We start from the raw sequence: 16,955 nt of genomic DNA, 5'->3' as shown, positions 1-16,955 counted from the left end.
TGCTGCAAGAGCAGATGGAAAGGAATTGAGATGAGCTGGACGCCCCATGGACAACACCTGATAGCTGGCGAGTGGGTTGCGGGGGAGACGACTTTTGCCTCGACACCGGCGACGGGTCCATCACATGAATTCGCAGTCGGTACGCCCGATCTGGTGGCGCGCGCCTGCGAAGCGGCAGAAGATGCTTTCTGGACTTATGGTTATACAAGCCGCGAAGAACGCGCCCTGTTCCTCGAAGCCATTGCCGACGAAATCGAAGCGCGCGCTGCCGCCATTACTGAAATCGGCACGCAGGAAACCGGCCTACCGGCGGGTCGCCTTGAGGGCGAGCGTGGACGCACCACCGGCCAGCTGCGCCTTTTCGCCAGCCATATTCGCAAGGCTGACTACCTCGACCGTCGCGTGGACGAAGCCCTGCCCGATCGCAAGCCCGCACCCCGTCCGGAAATCCGCCTGATGCAGCGCCCGATCGGCCCAGTTGCCGTTTTCGGCGCATCCAACTTTCCGCTCGCTTTCTCGACCGCTGGCGGCGACACCGCAGCCGCCCTTGCCGCAGGCTGCCCGGTGGTCGTGAAAGGCCACTCCGCGCATCCCGGAACCGGCGAAATCGTCGCTGACGCCATTCAGGCCGCCATCGCCAAGACCGGCGTGCCGAAGGGCGTGTTCAGCCTCATTCAAGGTGGCGACCGCAAGGTCGGCGAAGCGCTGGTCACGCATCCGCTGATCAAGGCCGTCGGCTTTACCGGTTCGTTGGGCGGTGGCCGCGCTTTGTTCAATCTGTGCGCCCAGCGCCCGGAACCGATTCCTTTCTTCGGCGAGCTTGGCTCGGTCAATCCGATGTTCATGCTGCCGGAAGCCATGAAGACCCGCGCGACGTCGCTCGGCGAAGGTTGGGCTGGCTCGCTGACTATGGGCGCCGGTCAGTTCTGCACCAATCCCGGCATTGCTGTGGTGATCGACGGTTCGGATGCCGACAGCTTTGTGCAGTCAACCCGCAGCGCTCTGGAAAAGGTCGCGCCGCAGGTCATGCTGACGGATGGAATCGCCAAGGCTTATCAGGACGGCAAGGCGCATTTCGACAGCCGCAACTCGGTCAAGCCGGTGCTGACCACCGAAAGCAAGGGCCGCGAAGCTTCGCCCAATCTCTATGAGACCACCGGCGACGCCTTCCTCGGCGATCACACCATCGGCGAAGAAGTGTTCGGCCCGCTCGGCGTTGTCGTTCGCGTCAAGTCGGTCGATGACATGGTGCATCTGGCAAAAGGTTTTGAAGGCCAGCTGACGGCAACCTTGCACATGGACAAGGACGATGCCGCCGCAGCGCGCAAGCTTCTGCCCGTTCTGGAACGCAAGGCCGGACGCGTTCTGGCCAACGGTTTCCCAACCGGCGTGGAAGTGGTCGATTCGATGGTTCATGGTGGCCCCTACCCGGCCAGCACCAATTTCGGCGCCACCAGCGTCGGAACCATGTCCATCCGTCGCTTCCTGCGCCCCGTCAGCTATCAGAACATCCCAGCCGATGTGCTCCCTGCTGATCTCGCGTAAATAGTCTTTGGAATGCAGCCGTCATCCCATCCCGGATAGACGGCTGCGTCCCGATTATGATGGACGGCAGTCGATAAGTTTCGACAGATCGGCCGGTTCAGCTCATTCCAGAATCATCGCTGCTATAATAATTTGGCGTCATTGATTGCGATAAATTCTGGGGGCATCGCTATGAACAACACACTCGACATCACGCTCAACGCAGCAGTACAAGATCAAAGAACGGTCGACGACAATCGCCGCAGCATAGCGCCGTTACTGGACGGTATGTCCATTCGCGAAAGCGTTCGTCACAACGATGACCGGGGAAGCGTCACGGAAATATACGACCCTCGCTGGAACTGGCATCCAGATCCGCTCGTGTTCTCCTATGCGTTCACGATACGTCCCGGTGCTGTCAAAGGATGGGGCCTCCATAAAGAACACGAAGACCGATATTTCGTGATCAGCGGTGAGCTGGAACTGGTCTTGTTCGACCCGCGTCCCGAATCCAGCACCTATAACAAGATTTGCAAGGTCTATCTGTCAGGAGCGCAGCCGAAACTGGTCAATGTTCCGAAATTCGTTTGGCATGCCGACCACAATATCGGAACGACCGAGCTTGTCGTCATTAATTTCCCGACGATCCAGTACGACCACAGCAAGCCCGATAAGTATCGTCTGCCACTGGATACCGATTTGATTCCTTATGATTTCGGAACCGCAAAGGGATGGTAAGCGGCCCATTATTCTCGATCCTGATGCCGACGCACAGCCGCGTCGACGTCATTCAATATGCCATTCAGTCCATATTAAATCAGTCAGTCGACGATTTCGAACTGCTGGTCGTCGGAGATGGCTGCGCGCCGGGGACGGCTGAAGTCGTTCACGCGTTCCATGACCCCCGCATACGTTTCTTCGACCTCCCTAAAGCGCCGCATTTCGGCTACGCAAATCGCAATATCGCCCTGCGGCAATCGCGCGGTCGTTTCATCGCCTTCATGGCAGATGACGATCTTGTTTTGCCGGATCATCTGGCAATATTGCGCGACGGTCTGGAAAGTGGAAGCGCCCTCGCCTACACGCAGGCCGTCTGGGTCTCGACCGATGGCGTGGCCGCGCCGTTTCTCACAAATCTCGAGCTTCAGGACGAGCTTGAGATATTCATGAACCAATGGAACTCGATACCGGCCAGTTGCTTTGCTTATCGCGCAGACATATTTCCAAAGAGAGATGCCTGGCCGGAAGATGTAGCCTCGGCAGCTGATTGGAAATTATGGCATGCGATTATCAAAGCGGCTCCCGACAATGCTCTCGTCTATTGTCGTATCCCCACTGTTCTTCATTTTTCTGCAAAATGGAAACAGTCCCGAAACTCGCTAATGCCACAACTCGCCACGTTTCTCGATATAGCCGATCATGCTGCATGGTGGCCCAAGTCGCTGAAAGCACAGATACCGTCCGCAACGTCCGAACAAACGATCTATGCCGCGCTTCTTGAAAACCCATCGTGGGCAGCAGCATTCCGTCGGGATGTAACTGATCTTATTGGCAGAATCGCCTGGGACGATATCAGTAATCTCCGCCCGGAACTGAAACGCAATACCATCCGCTCCGAACAGCTGACGCAATTGAATGCGCAGATTACGGATATGCATGAAGCTTCTATCGCGCTTGGAACCGAAATTGAATTGCGCTCGCAGGAAGTTGAATTCAAATCCGCCCTGCTTGCCGATTTGGAGCGAAAGCTGAAACAACATGAAAGCGAGCTCGAGCAATTACGCAATTCAACCTCGTGGAAAATAACGCAACCTCTTCGGAACATTGTCAGTTTCATCCGCAAGTAGTTGCACCACGCGCACACATGCGTAGCACGCCCGCGAAAGAGCGCAACATGCGAGCTGTCTCAAAAGTCCAAGTCAGTTTCCATGGACGGATTCCTCAAGGCGCGCGCGCTCACGCAAGCGAAAACTGCGGGGCGTTTCGCCTGTGAAATTCTGGAAGAAACGCGAAAAATAGGCCGGGTCCGCAAAGCCCAGCGAATAGGCAATGTGCTGGACTGACGACGGCATGGCGATCAGATCATGCTTGGCAACCTCGATCAGCTTATGCGCAATCATATGTTGTGTCGTTTCGCCGGTAAGCCGCCGCACCAGCCGGTTGAGATGGGTTGGAGACAGGCCGAGTTGATCAGCATAAAACGCCACCGGGCGATGCTCCCGAAAATGTCGTTCGATTAGTTCCAGAAATTTTTCCACGCGCGCATCGCTATAGTCAGGGCGTCCGGTCTCATCAAGCGACCCACTCAATCCATGACGTGACACCAGCACAATCATCGTCTTGAGCATGGACTCCAATATGCTGTTTTTATATGGCTTTCTGGAATAAAACTCGACCTGTATCCGATTGACGGTCAAGGCTGCCAGTTCACGATCCTCCAGCGCGGCATCTTCCATCGCCACAAGTCTCGGCTCATTCAACCAGGCTCCGAACGGCCCACCGCGGCGGTCGCCGACAAAGGGCATTTGCGGGCGCAATATCGTGATGATGTGCCCATTGATATCGCGTGAGAACGAAAACCCATGATTGAATCCGGGCGGCACAAGAATAGCGCATGGCGTGCGAAAACTGTGAATCATGCCGTTGAAACTGGCATTGCCTGCGCCATCCTGAATGTACAGGAATTGAAAGAATTTCTCGTGCCGATGCAGCGATATTTCAAACTGATACAGGCTGGATCTGGAATAAAGCGTTTCACAATGTAGCCAGAAATCGGGCTTTTTGTCGGTCCCTTCCCCATAGAGTTCATAGGTTGGAACATCGACGCGCATCATTCTCTCCTGCAAATTGTGTTCGATTTGTACAATTAATTGCAGCAAGAATCCATTGCCAGTTTGCAACGTTTCCAAAAAATAAGGGACATCGTTGCGTTGGGAGGAAATCATGCGCACTAAAGTCGCCATTATTGGTTCGGGTCCGTCCGGCTTGTTGCTCGGACAACTCTTGACGCGCGCCGGTATCGACAATGTCATTCTGGACCGCGCCAGCGAAAATTATGTTCTGGGCCGCGTACGCGCCGGGGTGCTGGAAGAAGGCACCGTTCGCCTGATGGAAGAAGCCGGCGCCGCCGAGCGCCTGCACCGCGAAGGCCTGCCGCATGACGGCTTTTCGCTTGCTTTCGACGGTCGTGATCACCGCATTGATCTTCACGCCCTGACCGGCAAGCGCGTGACCGTCTATGGTCAGACGGAACTGACGCAAGACCTGATGGATGAGCGGCACAAATCCGGCACTGTCGGCATTTATGAAGCCGCGAATGTCACGCCGCATGATTTTGACGGCGCATCGCCTTACGTCGCCTACGAAAAGGATGGCGTCACGCACCGGATCGATTGCGACTTCATCGCCGGTTGTGATGGCTATCACGGCATCAGCCGCAAATCGGTGCCCGAAAAGGCCATCACCAATTTCGAAAAGATCTATCCTTTCGGATGGCTTGGCGTTCTGGCGGATATTCCGCCGGTCGATCACGAACTTATCTACGCCAATCACGAACGCGGTTTCGCGCTGTGCTCAATGCGGTCGGAAACCCGCAGCCGCTATTATCTGCAGTGCTCGCTGGACGAAAAGATCGAGGATTGGAGCGACGACCGCTTCTATGAAGAATTGCGCCGTCGTCTGCCCGTGAACCATGCGGAAGCTCTGGTGACAGGCCCCTCTTTCGAAAAGTCGATAGCGCCGCTTCGCTCCTTCGTTGCCGAGCCGATGCGTTTCGGAAAACTGTTTCTCGTCGGCGATGCCGCCCATATCGTTCCGCCGACCGGCGCGAAGGGCCTCAATCTGGCAGCCAGCGATGTCCACTATCTTTTTGAGGGCTTGCGCGAGTTCTATCTCGAAAATTCTGCAGCGGGTGTGGATGCCTATTCAGCCAAAGCACTGGCGCGCATTTGGAAAGCGGAGCGTTTTTCCTGGTCGATGACGAAAATGCTGCATCGCTTCCCGGACATGGAAGCCTTCGATCAGAAGGTTCAGGAAGCGGAGCTTGACTATATCAGCCATTCTCACGCGGCATCGACCGCGCTAGCGGAAAACTATGTAGGATTGCCGTTCTAAACATAAGCAATCGAACATACGGCGCGCTGCTTTGTACTTAAGTGGCGCGCCATCGTGCCTATCGGTGCGCGTCGGGCTTGAATGCGAGGAAATATCGGACTTAAATCCTCGAAAGAAAGTCTGTGCGCAGCGGTGTTGAATCATTTCTTATTTGGACACAAACATAACCATTGAGTTATGATTTCGGCAGACAATATCATTTTACATAAACAGTCAGATCGACATTCTAGAGCGCAACCCGAAAAGTGTGGAGACGGTTTTCGGAAAGATGCGCGTTAGGCAAAAGTTGGGACGCGCCGATCTGATGCAAACAGATCGAAACGCGCTCTAAAATAGGACATTCCATGCGATACTGAGACGGTCAGGCGCAGGAATGTTGGGCAACCGGGAGGAAGACATGAAGAAAATTGCACTCACCGCGCTGGCGGTATTGTCGCTCACCGCATCCGCGGCTTATGCCGATGCGGTCAAGGTTGGCGTTATCGGTCCGTTTTCGGGACCATTCGCCATTCAGGGCAAGAATTTCAAGGCCGGTATCGACGCCTATATGGCCGAACACGGCAACAAGGTCGGCGAGGACACGGTGGAAGTCGTTTATCGCGATGTACCGCAGGCCGATCCCGCGCAGTCCAAGGCACTGGCGCAGGAACTCGTCGTCAAGGAAGGCGTGCAATATCTGGCAGGCTTCTATTTCACGCCTGACGCCATGGCCGTCACGCCGATCCTGAAGCAGGGCAATGTGCCGATGGTGGTGATGAATGCCGCCACGTCCGCAATCGTGACGAAGAGCCCCTATGTGGTGCGCACATCGTTCACGACCTGGCAGACCTCAACCCCTATTGCCAAAGTGGCAATCGACAAGGGCGTGAAGAAGGTCATCTCGGTGGTGAGCGATTACGGTCCGGGCGTCGATGCGGAAAATGCTTTCAAAGCCGCTTTTACGGAAGCTGGCGGTGAAGTGGTGGAAGCCATCCGCATGCCGCTTGCCACCAATGATTTCAGCCCGATCATGCAGCGCATCAAGGATTCCGGTGCGCAAGGCGTTTTCGCCTTTCTACCGTCCGGTCCCACCACGCTCGGTTTCATGAAAGCCTATGTCGATAACGGCCTCAAGAAAGACGGCGTACAGCTTTTTGCGCCGGGCGACCTGACGCAGGAATCCGATCTTCCCGCCCTTGGCGAAACGGCGCTTGGCGTGCTGACGACCTTCCATTATGCGATTTCGCACGATTCTCCGGAAAACAAGAAGTTCGTCGAAGAAGCGGGCAAGGCCATCGGCAACCCAGCTGAATTGTCCTTCCCGTCTGTCAGCGCCTATGACGGCATGCATGTCATCTACAAGATGATCGAAGCAACCGGCGGCAAGAAGGATGCGGAAAAGGCTGTGGAAGCCGTCAAGGGCATGGAATGGATCAGCCCGCGCGGCCCGGTTTCCATCGATCCGGAAAGCCGTCACCTGACGCAGAATATCTATCTGCGTGAAGTCGCCAAGGCGGAAGACGGCACCTATTACAACAAGGAAATCCAGACCTTCGAAAAGCAGGGCGATCCGGGCCTCAAGGCCAAGTAATTCACCTGCTTCACGGTTCAGCCCGCCTTATATTCCAAGGGATATGAGGCACTTGCGCTCCCGGAACGTTCCGGGAGCGACTTTCTCTCCGCCTCCGGCCAGAGAATCGATCTAGAGCGTTCCAGCTAGAACGGAATCATGGAACCGCTCTATCTCTTTGTTTTACGCATTATCCTACGCAAAACCGCTATGCACTTTTGCCGGAAATGCTCCAATAGGATTACTCAATGCAGACTGTGCTCAGCATTGCTGTCGATGCCCTCGCCTATGGCATGGTGCTTTTCGTCATCTCTATCGGCCTTTCGGTCACCATGGGCCTGATGCGCGTCGTCAATCTGGCGCATGGCGCCTTTGCGATGATCGGCGGCTATTTCGCGTCTTACGCCGCGCATCAGCTTGGCCTCAATTACGGTTTTGCCATCATCATCGCCGTTATCGGCACGATGATCATCGCTGTTCCGGTGGAGCGCCTGCTCTATCGCCGCATCTATGGCGCACCGGAGCTGACGCAGGTTCTCATGACCATCGGCATAACATTCTGCATCATCGGTCTGACAAACTATATTTTCGGCCCGACGCTGAAGACCATCCCACTGCCGGAAATGCTTCGCGGCTCGATTGATCTCGGCTTCCGCGCCATCGCCAAGCATCGCGTCTTCGCCATCGGCTGCGGCCTCGCCGTAGCAATCGGCCTCTGGTACATCGTTGAACGCACCGCATTCGGCGTCAAACTTCGCGCTGCTGTCGATAACGCCAATATGGCTGCCGCGCTCGGCGTTCGGACCGAAATCGTCTATGCGATCAGCTTTGCGCTCGCCATCGGCCTTGCCGCATTCGGCGGTGTCGTCGGTGCCGAACTGCTGCCCGTCGAGCCCTACTACGCGCTGCGCTATATGGTGACGTTTCTCGTGGTCGTTTCCGTCGGCGGCGCTGGCTCCATCCCGGGCGCTCTTATCGCCTGCCTGCTGCTCGGCGCTATCGACACGACGGGACGCTATCTCGCGCCAGAATATGGCGAATTCTTCTTCTATCTGGCGGTGATCGTGATCGTTACCCTGTTTCCACGCGGCCTTGCCGGAAGGTTGGCCAAGAAATGACCGACATGTCGCAAACTCTCCCCCAAAACCGCAATTCCTATGCGGGCCTGATTGGCGTCATCGCCATCATCGTGGCCAGCATCGTCGGCTGGTTCCTGTTTCCCGATAATCTGGCGCTTCTGACGCGCATCATCGCGATTGCGCTTCTCGTGCTCTCGCTCGATCTCGTCACTGGCTATTGCGGCATCGCAACGCTCGGCCATGCAGCCTTGTTCGGCGCTGGCGCTTATGGCGCGGGCATTGCCGCAGCGCATTTCGGCGTGACCGACCCGCTGCTCATGACGCTGATCGGCCTCGCCGCCGGTGCCGTCACCGGACTGGTTTCCGGCTTCGTCATCTTGCGTGCCCATGGATTGGCGCAGCTCGTATTGTCGATTGCCGTGGTGCATCTTTTCCATGAAGCGGCCAACAAGGCATCCAACTGGACCGGCGGCAGCGATGGCCTGAGCGGCATTTCGCCCGATCCGATCTTCGGCATGTTCGAATTCGATCTTTATGGACAGACCGCCTATATTTTCGGTGTCATCCTGTTGGTCGTGTCGTTCATTTTCCTGCGCTATGTCGTGCGGTCGCCTTTCGGCATGCTTTGCCGGGGCGTGAAGGAAGATCCGATCCGTATCCACGCCATGGGTGCTTCGGTTCATTCGGCGCAGCTTCGCATGTATGTCATTTCCGGCGCCATTGCCGGTATCGGCGGCGCGCTGAACGCCATTTCAACGCAGGTCGTGGGTCTCGACAGCCTCAGCTTCACCATGTCGGCGGAAGCGCTCGTCATGCTGGTTCTGGGCGGCACGGGCACATTGTTCGGCGGCCTCATCGGCACCGTCGTCTTCATGTGGTTCGAAGATCTCGTTTCGGCAGCCAATCCGTTCCACTGGCTCACCATGGTCGGCGCTCTGCTGATCCTCGTGGTGCTGTTCGCCCCGCGCGGCCTCTATGGCACCGCCGTTCACTATTTCGAAAAGCGGAAGGCGCGCAACACATGAGCACCGTGTTTGAAGTCTCAAAACTGCGCAAGAATTTCGGCGGTCTTGCCGTCACGAACGATGTCTCGCTCAGCATGGCCAAGGGTGATCGTGTGGCCCTGATCGGACCGAACGGCGCAGGCAAGACCACATTCGTCAATCTCGTGACGGGAAACCTTCCCGCCACCTCCGGCACAGTGACGCTTGGCGGCGAGAATGTCTCGAAACTCAACGCCATGCAGCGCGTGCGGCGCGGTCTGGTGCGCTCATTCCAGGTCACGCGGCTCTTCTTCGACATGACGCCGGAAGAACATGTCGCGCTCGCCGTTTTGCAGCGAGAAGGCAAGACGGGCCGCATTCTCGGCGATTATCATAAAATGCCGGGCGTGATGGATGAGGTGCGCGATATTCTCGACACGCTCGGCCTGCTGCCGCTCAGTCAGCTGCGCGTCAGCCAGATCGCTTATGGCCAGCAACGACTGCTGGAGATCGCGCTGGCACTGGCGCTGCGTCCAAAGGTGCTGTTGCTGGATGAACCTGCCGCCGGTGTGCCGCAAAGCGATACGGGCCGTATCGAAGAAGCGCTCGACCGCCTCCCCGCCGATCTTGCTGTTCTCATGATCGAGCACGACATGGATCTGGTTTTCCGCTTTGCAAAACGCGTTATCGTTCTGGCCGCTGGAACCGTGATTTTCGACGGACTGCCGCAAGATGTCGTGCAGGATACCCGCGTCCGTGAAGCCTATCTGGGGAGCTATGCGCAATGAGTGCAGCCTCGCTTGAAATCCGCAATCTTTCGTCCGGCTATGGTCCTACACGGGTCATTGAAGATGTGTCGTTCAAAGCCGAACCCGGCTCACGGCTGGCCATATTAGGGCGCAACGGCGTCGGCAAGACCAGCCTCTTTGCGACCATCGCCGGACAAACCCGGCGCTATGGCGGCGAAATCCTGCTCGGCGGCCAGAATATCGCGACACTGCCGTCAGCTGCCCGTGCGCTTGCCGGTCTTGGCTATGTACCGCAGACACGCGATGTGTTCCCCACGCTGACGGTGGAAGAAAACCTGTTCGTCGGCTTGAAAAAACGACCAAAGGACGCGCTCGAAGAAGCCTATGCCATGTTCCCTCGCCTCAAGGAGCGGCGGCGCAATCTGGGTTCGCAGCTTTCCGGCGGGGAGCAGCAGATGCTTTCAACGGCACGCAGCATTCTCGGCAAGCCAACGGTGCTGCTGCTGGACGAGCCGCTTGAAGGCCTCGCACCGGTCATTTGCGAAGAGCTGATGGCAGCATTCTCGACACTGGCGCAAAAAGGCGACATGACAATCCTGCTCGTCGAACAACGGATCCAGAGCGCGCTAGACTTCGCCGATCACGTTATCATTCTGGAGCGTGGGCGCATTGCGTGGTCCGGTACGTCCGAACAACTGGCGTCAGATCATCACGCAGTTGAAGAGCACCTGGGCGTCGGTGGCTTGCATTGATCGAGCGCCGCTAGAACCATCACAGTTATAAGAGGTTATGGCGGGCATTGTCCCGCCATAGTCGTTTTAGCAGCGTGGCGCACTAAACGTGACAAACAGACAGCCAGATGAGGGCTGTGCTTACAATGCATATATTTTAAAGGAGATAAATGGTGGGCGATGAGAGACTCGAACTCCCGACATCTTCGGTGTAAACGAAGCGCTCTACCAACTGAGCTAATCGCCCGACTGATTTGTCAGTCGCGTGAGAGCCGTTTAGGCAATTCGTGCGCCAAGCGCAAGAGCAAATTTTGGCAATTCGCACAGTTTCGACCATTTTTCCAAAATGACCAAATTCGATGCGCTCATAACACCCGAACTATCGGTAGCTGAGCGGACGATAGAGTTGTTTTCAAGGGGATCGGGCTGGCGCTCCTGATGCCACGTAACATAGGCGTTCGATAAAAAGCACAGCTGCCTTTGGCTTCTAACGCACAAATATGACGCGGATTTAAAAATCAGAAGAAACTAATTCTATTTTATCACATTTCACTAATTAATCTTTCTTGAATTTTCCCCGTGGGGAAAATCGCATTATCTCGCAATGTATTTGGAACATGGAGAAGAATTATAATGCGTAATGTCATTCGCGTTTCTTTGACCGGCCTCTTTCTCGGTGCAAATCTCACAGCAGCCCTCGCGCAGGCGACGCCAGAGCAGATGGAAATGGCCTATAGTGCAGCCCGCAATCAGCTCGGCGTGCTGACCTATTGCAAGGACAAGGGCTATACCGACGAGGCAGCCATCGAAATCCAGAACAAAATGCTTGGATTGATCCCTCCTCCCGCCGATACGTCCAAAGCCGAAGCCGCCGAAGAAACCGGCAAGCAGGGCAAGGTTTCCGTCATGGGTATGGAACAGGATCTCGCCACCAGCGCAAAGGCGCAGAATATTTCGGAAGAAAAGCTGTGCCAGACCATGGCAGATGCCGTGAAGCAGGCCGGTGCGCAGCTCCCCAAGTAAGGCAGCTGGATAAGCGAAAAGAACCCCGCTCAGGCGGGGTTTTGTTTTTTTGGCTTTGTGCGTCGAAAATGATCTTTCAGCGGCAATGCTTGGGTATATTTCAGCAATTTATTAATCATACACGGCGCTTATCTTCTGTTTACCATGCAACTTAAGGGCGCAAAAAGAATTGCCCGTGTAATTTGGCTCCAGGTCAAGACGACCAGCTAATAAAAGCAGAGTCTCAGGAGCAACACATGTCCAAGCTTTTCTCGCGTTTTCGCAAAAATGAATCCGGCGCAACCGCTATCGAATACGGCCTCATCGCCGCTCTAATCGCAGTCGTGATCATCGGCGCAACACAGTTACTCGGAACGAGCATTCGCACCCAGTTTACGGCGATCTCCACTGCTATCACCGGCGCTGGAACAGGCAACTAATTCAATCTTCTTCAAAAGTGCAGGGGTGCCCGGCACCCTGCACTTTTGAACGCGCTTTAAATTTCATGCACCCGTTATTCAATTCCTCGATTTGATATATTTTCTGTCTCATTCTTTAAAAATTCGTCAGATATAGAATGTCTGATGATCGGTATGGGTAGAAGGCCCGTGCTCATATTGCGGAAATCAGCTATCACACCGTAATCTTTAGTGATTTTGCCGATTCACGCCGTTTCTGCATAATGTTCGTCGAAAGAATGTTTGCCAAATGCTGCAACATTCAGCGATGTACAGCGTTCGAGCTTTGAAGGAGCGAAGGCCATGTCATTAAAATCACTTCTGATCGCCGTTGGCATAGGCATATCCGGACTGACGCTCACCGGGTGCGTGTCCGAAGGCTATTATGGCAGCGGCGGCGGCTACTACGACCCTTACTATGTGCAGGGCAGCTATATCGGCACCGGCGTTGTCTATGATAGCGGACGCTATTATCGCAATTACCCGCGTTATTATCGTGATTCACGCTATCGCGATTACCGTTATCGGGATCGGGATCGTCGCCCGAATTACAACAGACCGGACCGTCCGCGCCCGCCGCAAGGTGAGCGTCCGCGTCCACCGCAAGCCGAGCGCCCATCGCAACCACGCCCGGAAGCACGGCCTTCGGGCAGCAACAGGCCCCGCGCCTATATCAGACCGCGAGGCAATGAGCCGCGGTAGGTCGAGAATCAAAAAGGCTGCGAATTTCGCAGCCTTTTCTTTTTTCAGAGCTTGATCACATATTCCTTGCGGGTGGTTTCCAGCACGTCCCAGCTGCCCTTGAAGCCGGGGCGAATGACAAAACTGTCGCCCGCCTTGACTTCACGGCTTGCGCCGCCCTCCTCGCTCACAATCGAGCGACCGGATAGAATGTGACAGAACTCCCATTCGTCATATTCGATCCGCCATTTTCCCGGCGTGCTTTCCCATATGCCGGCAAAGAGGGTGCCATCGGCATTTTCTTCCAGATTCCATGTTCGGAATTTTGGATCGCCGGAAAGAACGCGCTCCGGCAAAGGAGCGCCTTCTTCCGGTTCAATGCCGGTCAGGTCGAAGTCGAGAAACCGGCTCATCCGGTCAGACCTTGGCAAGAGCCTGTTCGATATCGGCTATGATATCGTCGGCATCCTCGATGCCGATAGACAGGCGCACGACATCCGGACCAGCTCCAGCCGCCACTTTCTGCTCGTCGCTCAGCTGCCGATGTGTGGTCGAGGCCGGATGAATCACGAGCGAACGCGTGTCGCCGATATTGGCGAGCAGCGAGAACAGGTCGAGGCTATCCACGAATTTCACGCCCGCATCATAGCCGCCCTTGAGACCGAAGGTGAAAACCGAGCCTGCGCCCTTCGGCGAATATTTCTGCTGAAGCGCATGATATTTGTCATGTGGCAGACCAGCATAGTTCACCCACGATACCTTCTCGTGACCATGCAGCCAGGAGGCAACCTTCTGCGCATTGTCGCAATGGCGCTGCATGCGCAACGGCAGAGTTTCCACACCGGTTAGAATCTGGAAGGCGTTGAATGGCGAAATCGCCGGGCCGAAATCGCGGAGACCCAGCACGCGGGCAGCGATGGCAAAGGAGATGTTGCCGAAGGTCTTGTGCAGTTCCAGACCGGCATAATCCGGGCGCGGTTCGGTCAAAAGCGGATAATTGCCAGACTTCGCCCAGTCGAAGGTTCCGCCGTCGATGAGGATGCCGCCCATGGAATTACCATGGCCGCCAATGAACTTGGTCAGCGAATGCACGACAATATCCGCGCCGTGTTCGATCGGGCGCACGAGATAGGGCGAAGCAAGCGTATTGTCTACGATCAAAGGCAGGCCATGCTTATGGGCGATTTCGGCAATCGCTTCGATATCCACGACTATGCCGCCCGGATTAGCGAAGCTTTCAATGAAGATTGCGCGCGTTTTGCCATCGATCTGCTTGGCAAAGTCGGTCGGATTGCTGGCATCGGCCCAACGCACCTGCCAGCCGAAGGATTTAAACGACTGGCCGAACTGGTTGATCGAGCCGCCATAAAGCTGGCGCGCAGCGACGAAATTATCGCCCGGCTGCAAAAGCGTATGGAAAACGAGCAGCTGCGCAGCATGCCCCGATGCCGTCGCGACAGCTGCGGTGCCGCCTTCAAGCGCTGCGATGCGCTCTTCCAGCACCGCCGTCGTCGGATTGGTAATACGTGTATAAATATTGCCGAACGCCTGTAGCCCGAACAGGGAGGCCGCATGATCCGCATCTTCGAACACGAAGGACGTCGTCTGATAGATTGGCGTTGCACGCGCGCCAGTTGTCGGATCAGGCTTCGCGCCTGCGTGAACGGCCAGTGTTTCTATGCCGGGTGAGCGTTTGGACATCTATTCCTCCTGATAACGAATGCCACTCTTTGAGAGCGGACGTTAGGCTCTGCCAAAAAGAAAGCAAAGGAGGAATTTTTCGACTGATATCAAAGCGCGGAATTTTATTCTCGCTTCATACGCTACCCGATCAAGCGCGGGTATTCTATCGCGGGACAACGATCCATGATGACGGTCAGCCCTGCTTCTTCGGCACGCTTGCCAGCTTCTTCATGAACAACGCCGAGCTGCGTCCACAAAACGGATGGACGCTGCTTCATGGCGAGGATTTCATCCACAATACCCGGCAGCGAATAAGGCTCACGAAACACATCGACCATGTCGACCTGCTCTTCAATATCGGCCAGACGCGCCACGACGCGCTGGCCGTGAATTTCCTTGCCGACCTGCCCCGGATTGACGGGAATGACGCGGTAGCCCTTGGAGAGCAGAAACTCCATCACGCCATTGCTTGGGCGCTCGGGCTTCGGGGAGGCACCAAGAAGCGCAATTGTTTTGACGGATTGGAGAATGTTGCGAATTTGGTCGCCAGACGGATTGTTCATGTTCTTACCTCACCAGTCTCAACTGCGCGACCGTATTTATCGTTCGCACGACAGGATGCCGCTTGCAACACAAGGGTCCACGCTTCTATTCCTATAAAGATTGGGAGGACTGGATGAATATCAATATGACAAGACACACAAGTCTGGCTCCGGTGATGGATATCGACGAGCTGCGCGCTTTCATGAAGCGTGAGTTTCCGCAGCTTGGTAAGAGTTTCGAGATTGTTGCGATTGATGAAGGTTCCACCACGATGCGCCTTCACGCCGACGAGCAACATCTGCGTCCCGGCGGCACGGTTTCCGGCCCTGCGCTATTCGCCCTGGCCGATGTTGCTGCCTATGCGGCTATTCTGGCGCATATCGGCCCGGTCGCGCTGGCGGTGACCACCAATCTCAACATCAATTTCCTGCGCAAGCCCTCACCCGGCGCGGTGGAAGCTGTCGCGAGACTTCTGAAGCTTGGAAAACGCCTCGCCGTCCTCGATATCAGCCTGACTGATGGCGCGACTGGCGAACTGGTTGCTCATGCAACAGCGACTTATTCAATCCCACCGCGTTAAAAGCACCACAAAAACATACGGTATTATAATACCAAATAATCAAGTAATTGATTTCATTATGTTTTTAAAATCATCGTGCAAATACGGGACTTGACGGCGGGGCAGAGTTTGTGTATCGACCCGCCGGAAGCGCGCGAAACTTAATTTTTGCACGCCCGTTCGGGTTGGATATCACCAACACAAGCAACAAAAAAAGCCCTGATGTTCATATCGGGGATTAGTCTAAGGAAGACTTCAATGGCAACTTTTTCTCAGAAGCCGGCTGAAGTGGTGAAGAAGTGGGTACTGATCGACGCCGAAGGTCTCGTCGTTGGTCGTCTCGCAACTATCGTCGCCAATCGCCTGCGTGGCAAGCACAAAGCAACCTTCACCCCGCACGTTGACGATGGCGATAATGTCATCATCATCAATGCCGACAAGGTTGTTCTGACCGGCAAGAAGTACACCGACAAGGTTTATTACTGGCACACCGGCCATCCGGGCGGCATCAAGGAGCGCACTGCTCGCCAGATTCTCGAAGGCCGTTTCCCGGAACGCGTTCTCGAGAAGGCTATTGAGCGTATGATCCCACGTGGTCCGCTCGGCCGTCGCCAGATGAAGAACCTGCGCGTTTATGCAGGTCCGAACCATCAGCATGAAGCTCAGCAGCCGGAAGTCCTCGACGTCGCAGCGCTGAACCGCAAGAACAAAGGGAATGCATAATCATGGCTGAGCAGCTCAACTCGCTCGAAGAACTCGGCACTGTTGCCAAGACCGAAGCTGCCGCTCCGGTTCACGTCCAGAAGCTGGACGCACAGGGCCGCGCTTATGCCACCGGCAAGCGTAAGGACGCCGTTGCACGCGTTTGGGTCAAGCCGGGTTCCGGCAAGATCACCGTCAACGACAAGGAATTCGAAAAGTACTTCGCACGTCCGGTCCTGCAGATGATCCTCCAGCAGCCGATCATCGCTTCGAACCGCGCTGGCCAGTTCGACATCGTTGCTACCGTTGCCGGTGGCGGCCTGTCCGGTCAGGCTGGTGCCGTTCGTCACGGTATTTCGAAGGCCCTCACCTACTACGAACCGGGCCTGCGCACGGTTCTCAAGAAGGGTGGCTTCCTGACCCGCGATAGCCGCGTCGTCGAACGTAAGAAGTACGGTAAGGCCAAGGCTCGCCGTTCGTTCCAGTTCTCGAAGCGCTAATCCGTTTCAAGGAATATTCCCAAGCGCTCCGGCGCTTGGGACCAAATTTCCGAACGGTGATATTTCCGTCGTTCGGATCTACAAAAAAGCGAGCCGCAA

The 16,955-nt window shown here is 55.8% G+C and carries 19 protein-coding genes and 1 tRNA gene; 15 read left to right on the top strand and 5 right to left on the bottom strand.

Features of this window, described 5'->3' with window-relative positions; all coding sequences use genetic code 11:
- Window positions 1–30: 30 nt before the first annotated feature.
- The 3 genes from D8666_RS01185 (at window position 31) to D8666_RS01175 (ending at window position 3,371) form a co-directional block, all read left to right on the top strand.
- On the top strand, window positions 31–1,545 hold the full coding sequence (locus tag D8666_RS01185; RefSeq protein ID WP_121535814.1) for an aldehyde dehydrogenase (NADP(+)): 1,515 nt from the start codon (window positions 31–33) through the stop codon (window positions 1,543–1,545).
- 171 nt (window positions 1,546–1,716) lie between these two features.
- Window positions 1,717–2,262: a polysaccharide biosynthesis C-terminal domain-containing protein gene (locus tag D8666_RS01180; protein WP_121535811.1), complete on the top strand. Its 546-nt coding sequence runs from the start codon at window positions 1,717–1,719 to the stop codon at window positions 2,260–2,262.
- Window positions 2,256–3,371, top strand: a complete 1,116-nt coding sequence (locus D8666_RS01175; RefSeq protein WP_121535808.1) for a glycosyltransferase family 2 protein — start codon at window positions 2,256–2,258, stop codon at window positions 3,369–3,371. The genes D8666_RS01180 and D8666_RS01175 overlap by 7 nt, the downstream gene beginning before the upstream one ends.
- Window positions 3,372–3,443: 72 nt before the next feature.
- On the opposite strand, the gene D8666_RS01170 is transcribed toward D8666_RS01175, so the two are convergent.
- Window positions 3,444–4,355 (bottom strand): helix-turn-helix domain-containing protein, encoded by a 912-nt coding sequence (locus tag D8666_RS01170; RefSeq protein ID WP_121535805.1) that lies wholly within the window; start codon window positions 4,353–4,355, stop codon window positions 3,444–3,446.
- A 112-nt stretch (window positions 4,356–4,467) separates the two neighbouring features.
- Between D8666_RS01170 and pobA the strand changes: the two genes are divergently transcribed.
- The 6 genes from pobA to D8666_RS01140 all read left to right on the top strand — a co-directional run bounded on the left by pobA (window position 4,468) and on the right by D8666_RS01140 (window position 10,749).
- Window positions 4,468–5,637 carry a 4-hydroxybenzoate 3-monooxygenase gene (pobA, locus tag D8666_RS01165; protein ID WP_121535802.1) on the top strand — a complete coding sequence of 390 codons (1,170 nt, stop codon included), beginning with the start codon at window positions 4,468–4,470 and terminating at the stop codon, window positions 5,635–5,637.
- 397 nt (window positions 5,638–6,034) lie between these two features.
- Window positions 6,035–7,207, top strand: coding sequence for an ABC transporter substrate-binding protein (locus D8666_RS01160; protein ID WP_109368790.1), 1,173 nt, complete (start codon window positions 6,035–6,037; stop codon window positions 7,205–7,207).
- A 227-nt stretch (window positions 7,208–7,434) separates the two neighbouring features.
- Entirely contained in the window at window positions 7,435–8,304 is an 870-nt protein-coding gene (locus D8666_RS01155) for a branched-chain amino acid ABC transporter permease (protein WP_109368789.1), read from the top strand.
- Window positions 8,301–9,290 (top strand): branched-chain amino acid ABC transporter permease, encoded by a 990-nt coding sequence (locus D8666_RS01150; RefSeq protein WP_121535799.1) that lies wholly within the window; start codon window positions 8,301–8,303, stop codon window positions 9,288–9,290. Before D8666_RS01155 ends, D8666_RS01150 begins: the two co-directional genes overlap by 4 nt.
- Window positions 9,287–10,036 (top strand): ABC transporter ATP-binding protein, encoded by a 750-nt coding sequence (locus D8666_RS01145; protein ID WP_121535796.1) that lies wholly within the window; start codon window positions 9,287–9,289, stop codon window positions 10,034–10,036. The genes D8666_RS01150 and D8666_RS01145 overlap by 4 nt, the downstream gene beginning before the upstream one ends.
- Window positions 10,033–10,749 carry an ABC transporter ATP-binding protein gene (locus D8666_RS01140; protein WP_121535793.1) on the top strand — a complete coding sequence of 239 codons (717 nt, stop codon included), beginning with the start codon at window positions 10,033–10,035 and terminating at the stop codon, window positions 10,747–10,749. The genes D8666_RS01145 and D8666_RS01140 overlap by 4 nt, the downstream gene beginning before the upstream one ends.
- A 150-nt stretch (window positions 10,750–10,899) precedes the next feature.
- Here D8666_RS01140 and D8666_RS01135 read toward each other — a convergent pair.
- A tRNA-Val gene (locus tag D8666_RS01135) sits at window positions 10,900–10,975 on the bottom strand.
- A gap of 386 nt (window positions 10,976–11,361) precedes the next feature.
- Here D8666_RS01135 and D8666_RS01130 point away from each other — a divergent pair.
- The 3 genes from D8666_RS01130 to D8666_RS01120 all read left to right on the top strand — a co-directional run bounded on the left by D8666_RS01130 (window position 11,362) and on the right by D8666_RS01120 (window position 12,890).
- Complete coding sequence (locus D8666_RS01130; protein WP_121535790.1) at window positions 11,362–11,751, top strand: pore-forming ESAT-6 family protein; 390 nt, start codon at window positions 11,362–11,364, stop codon at window positions 11,749–11,751.
- Between the two features lie 236 nt (window positions 11,752–11,987).
- Window positions 11,988–12,170, top strand: a complete 183-nt coding sequence (locus tag D8666_RS01125) for a Flp family type IVb pilin (protein WP_121535787.1) — start codon at window positions 11,988–11,990, stop codon at window positions 12,168–12,170.
- 321 nt (window positions 12,171–12,491) lie between these two features.
- Window positions 12,492–12,890 carry a hypothetical protein gene (locus D8666_RS01120; RefSeq protein ID WP_121535784.1) on the top strand — a complete coding sequence of 133 codons (399 nt, stop codon included), beginning with the start codon at window positions 12,492–12,494 and terminating at the stop codon, window positions 12,888–12,890.
- 44 nt (window positions 12,891–12,934) lie between these two features.
- Here the strand turns inward: D8666_RS01120 and D8666_RS01115 are convergent, their stop codons facing one another.
- The 3 genes from D8666_RS01115 to D8666_RS01105 all read right to left on the bottom strand — a co-directional run bounded on the left by D8666_RS01115 (window position 12,935) and on the right by D8666_RS01105 (window position 15,115).
- A complete protein-coding gene (locus D8666_RS01115; protein WP_121535781.1) occupies window positions 12,935–13,282 on the bottom strand; it encodes a cupin domain-containing protein in 348 nt (115 codons plus the stop codon).
- A gap of 4 nt (window positions 13,283–13,286) precedes the next feature.
- Complete coding sequence (locus tag D8666_RS01110; RefSeq protein WP_109368754.1) at window positions 13,287–14,570, bottom strand: O-acetylhomoserine aminocarboxypropyltransferase; 1,284 nt, start codon at window positions 14,568–14,570, stop codon at window positions 13,287–13,289.
- Between the two features lie 122 nt (window positions 14,571–14,692).
- Window positions 14,693–15,115: a CoA-binding protein gene (locus D8666_RS01105; protein WP_121535778.1), complete on the bottom strand. Its 423-nt coding sequence runs from the start codon at window positions 15,113–15,115 to the stop codon at window positions 14,693–14,695.
- A gap of 113 nt (window positions 15,116–15,228) precedes the next feature.
- Between D8666_RS01105 and D8666_RS01100 the strand changes: the two genes are divergently transcribed.
- From D8666_RS01100 to rpsI, 3 genes are all read left to right on the top strand, one after another.
- Window positions 15,229–15,675: a PaaI family thioesterase gene (locus D8666_RS01100; protein ID WP_121535775.1), complete on the top strand. Its 447-nt coding sequence runs from the start codon at window positions 15,229–15,231 to the stop codon at window positions 15,673–15,675.
- 237 nt (window positions 15,676–15,912) lie between these two features.
- A complete protein-coding gene (gene rplM, locus D8666_RS01095) occupies window positions 15,913–16,377 on the top strand; it encodes a 50S ribosomal protein L13 (protein WP_078340528.1) in 465 nt (154 codons plus the stop codon).
- 2 nt (window positions 16,378–16,379) lie between these two features.
- A complete protein-coding gene (rpsI, locus tag D8666_RS01090) occupies window positions 16,380–16,856 on the top strand; it encodes a 30S ribosomal protein S9 (protein ID WP_078340527.1) in 477 nt (158 codons plus the stop codon).
- The last annotated feature ends 99 nt before the right edge of the window (window positions 16,857–16,955 follow it).

This window comes from Ochrobactrum soli, assembly GCF_003664555.1.
Classification (GTDB): Bacteria; Pseudomonadota; Alphaproteobacteria; order Rhizobiales; family Rhizobiaceae; genus Brucella; species Brucella teleogrylli.
Note: the sequence above shows the minus strand (reverse complement) of the source record. Positions and strands in the feature narration are given on the sequence as shown.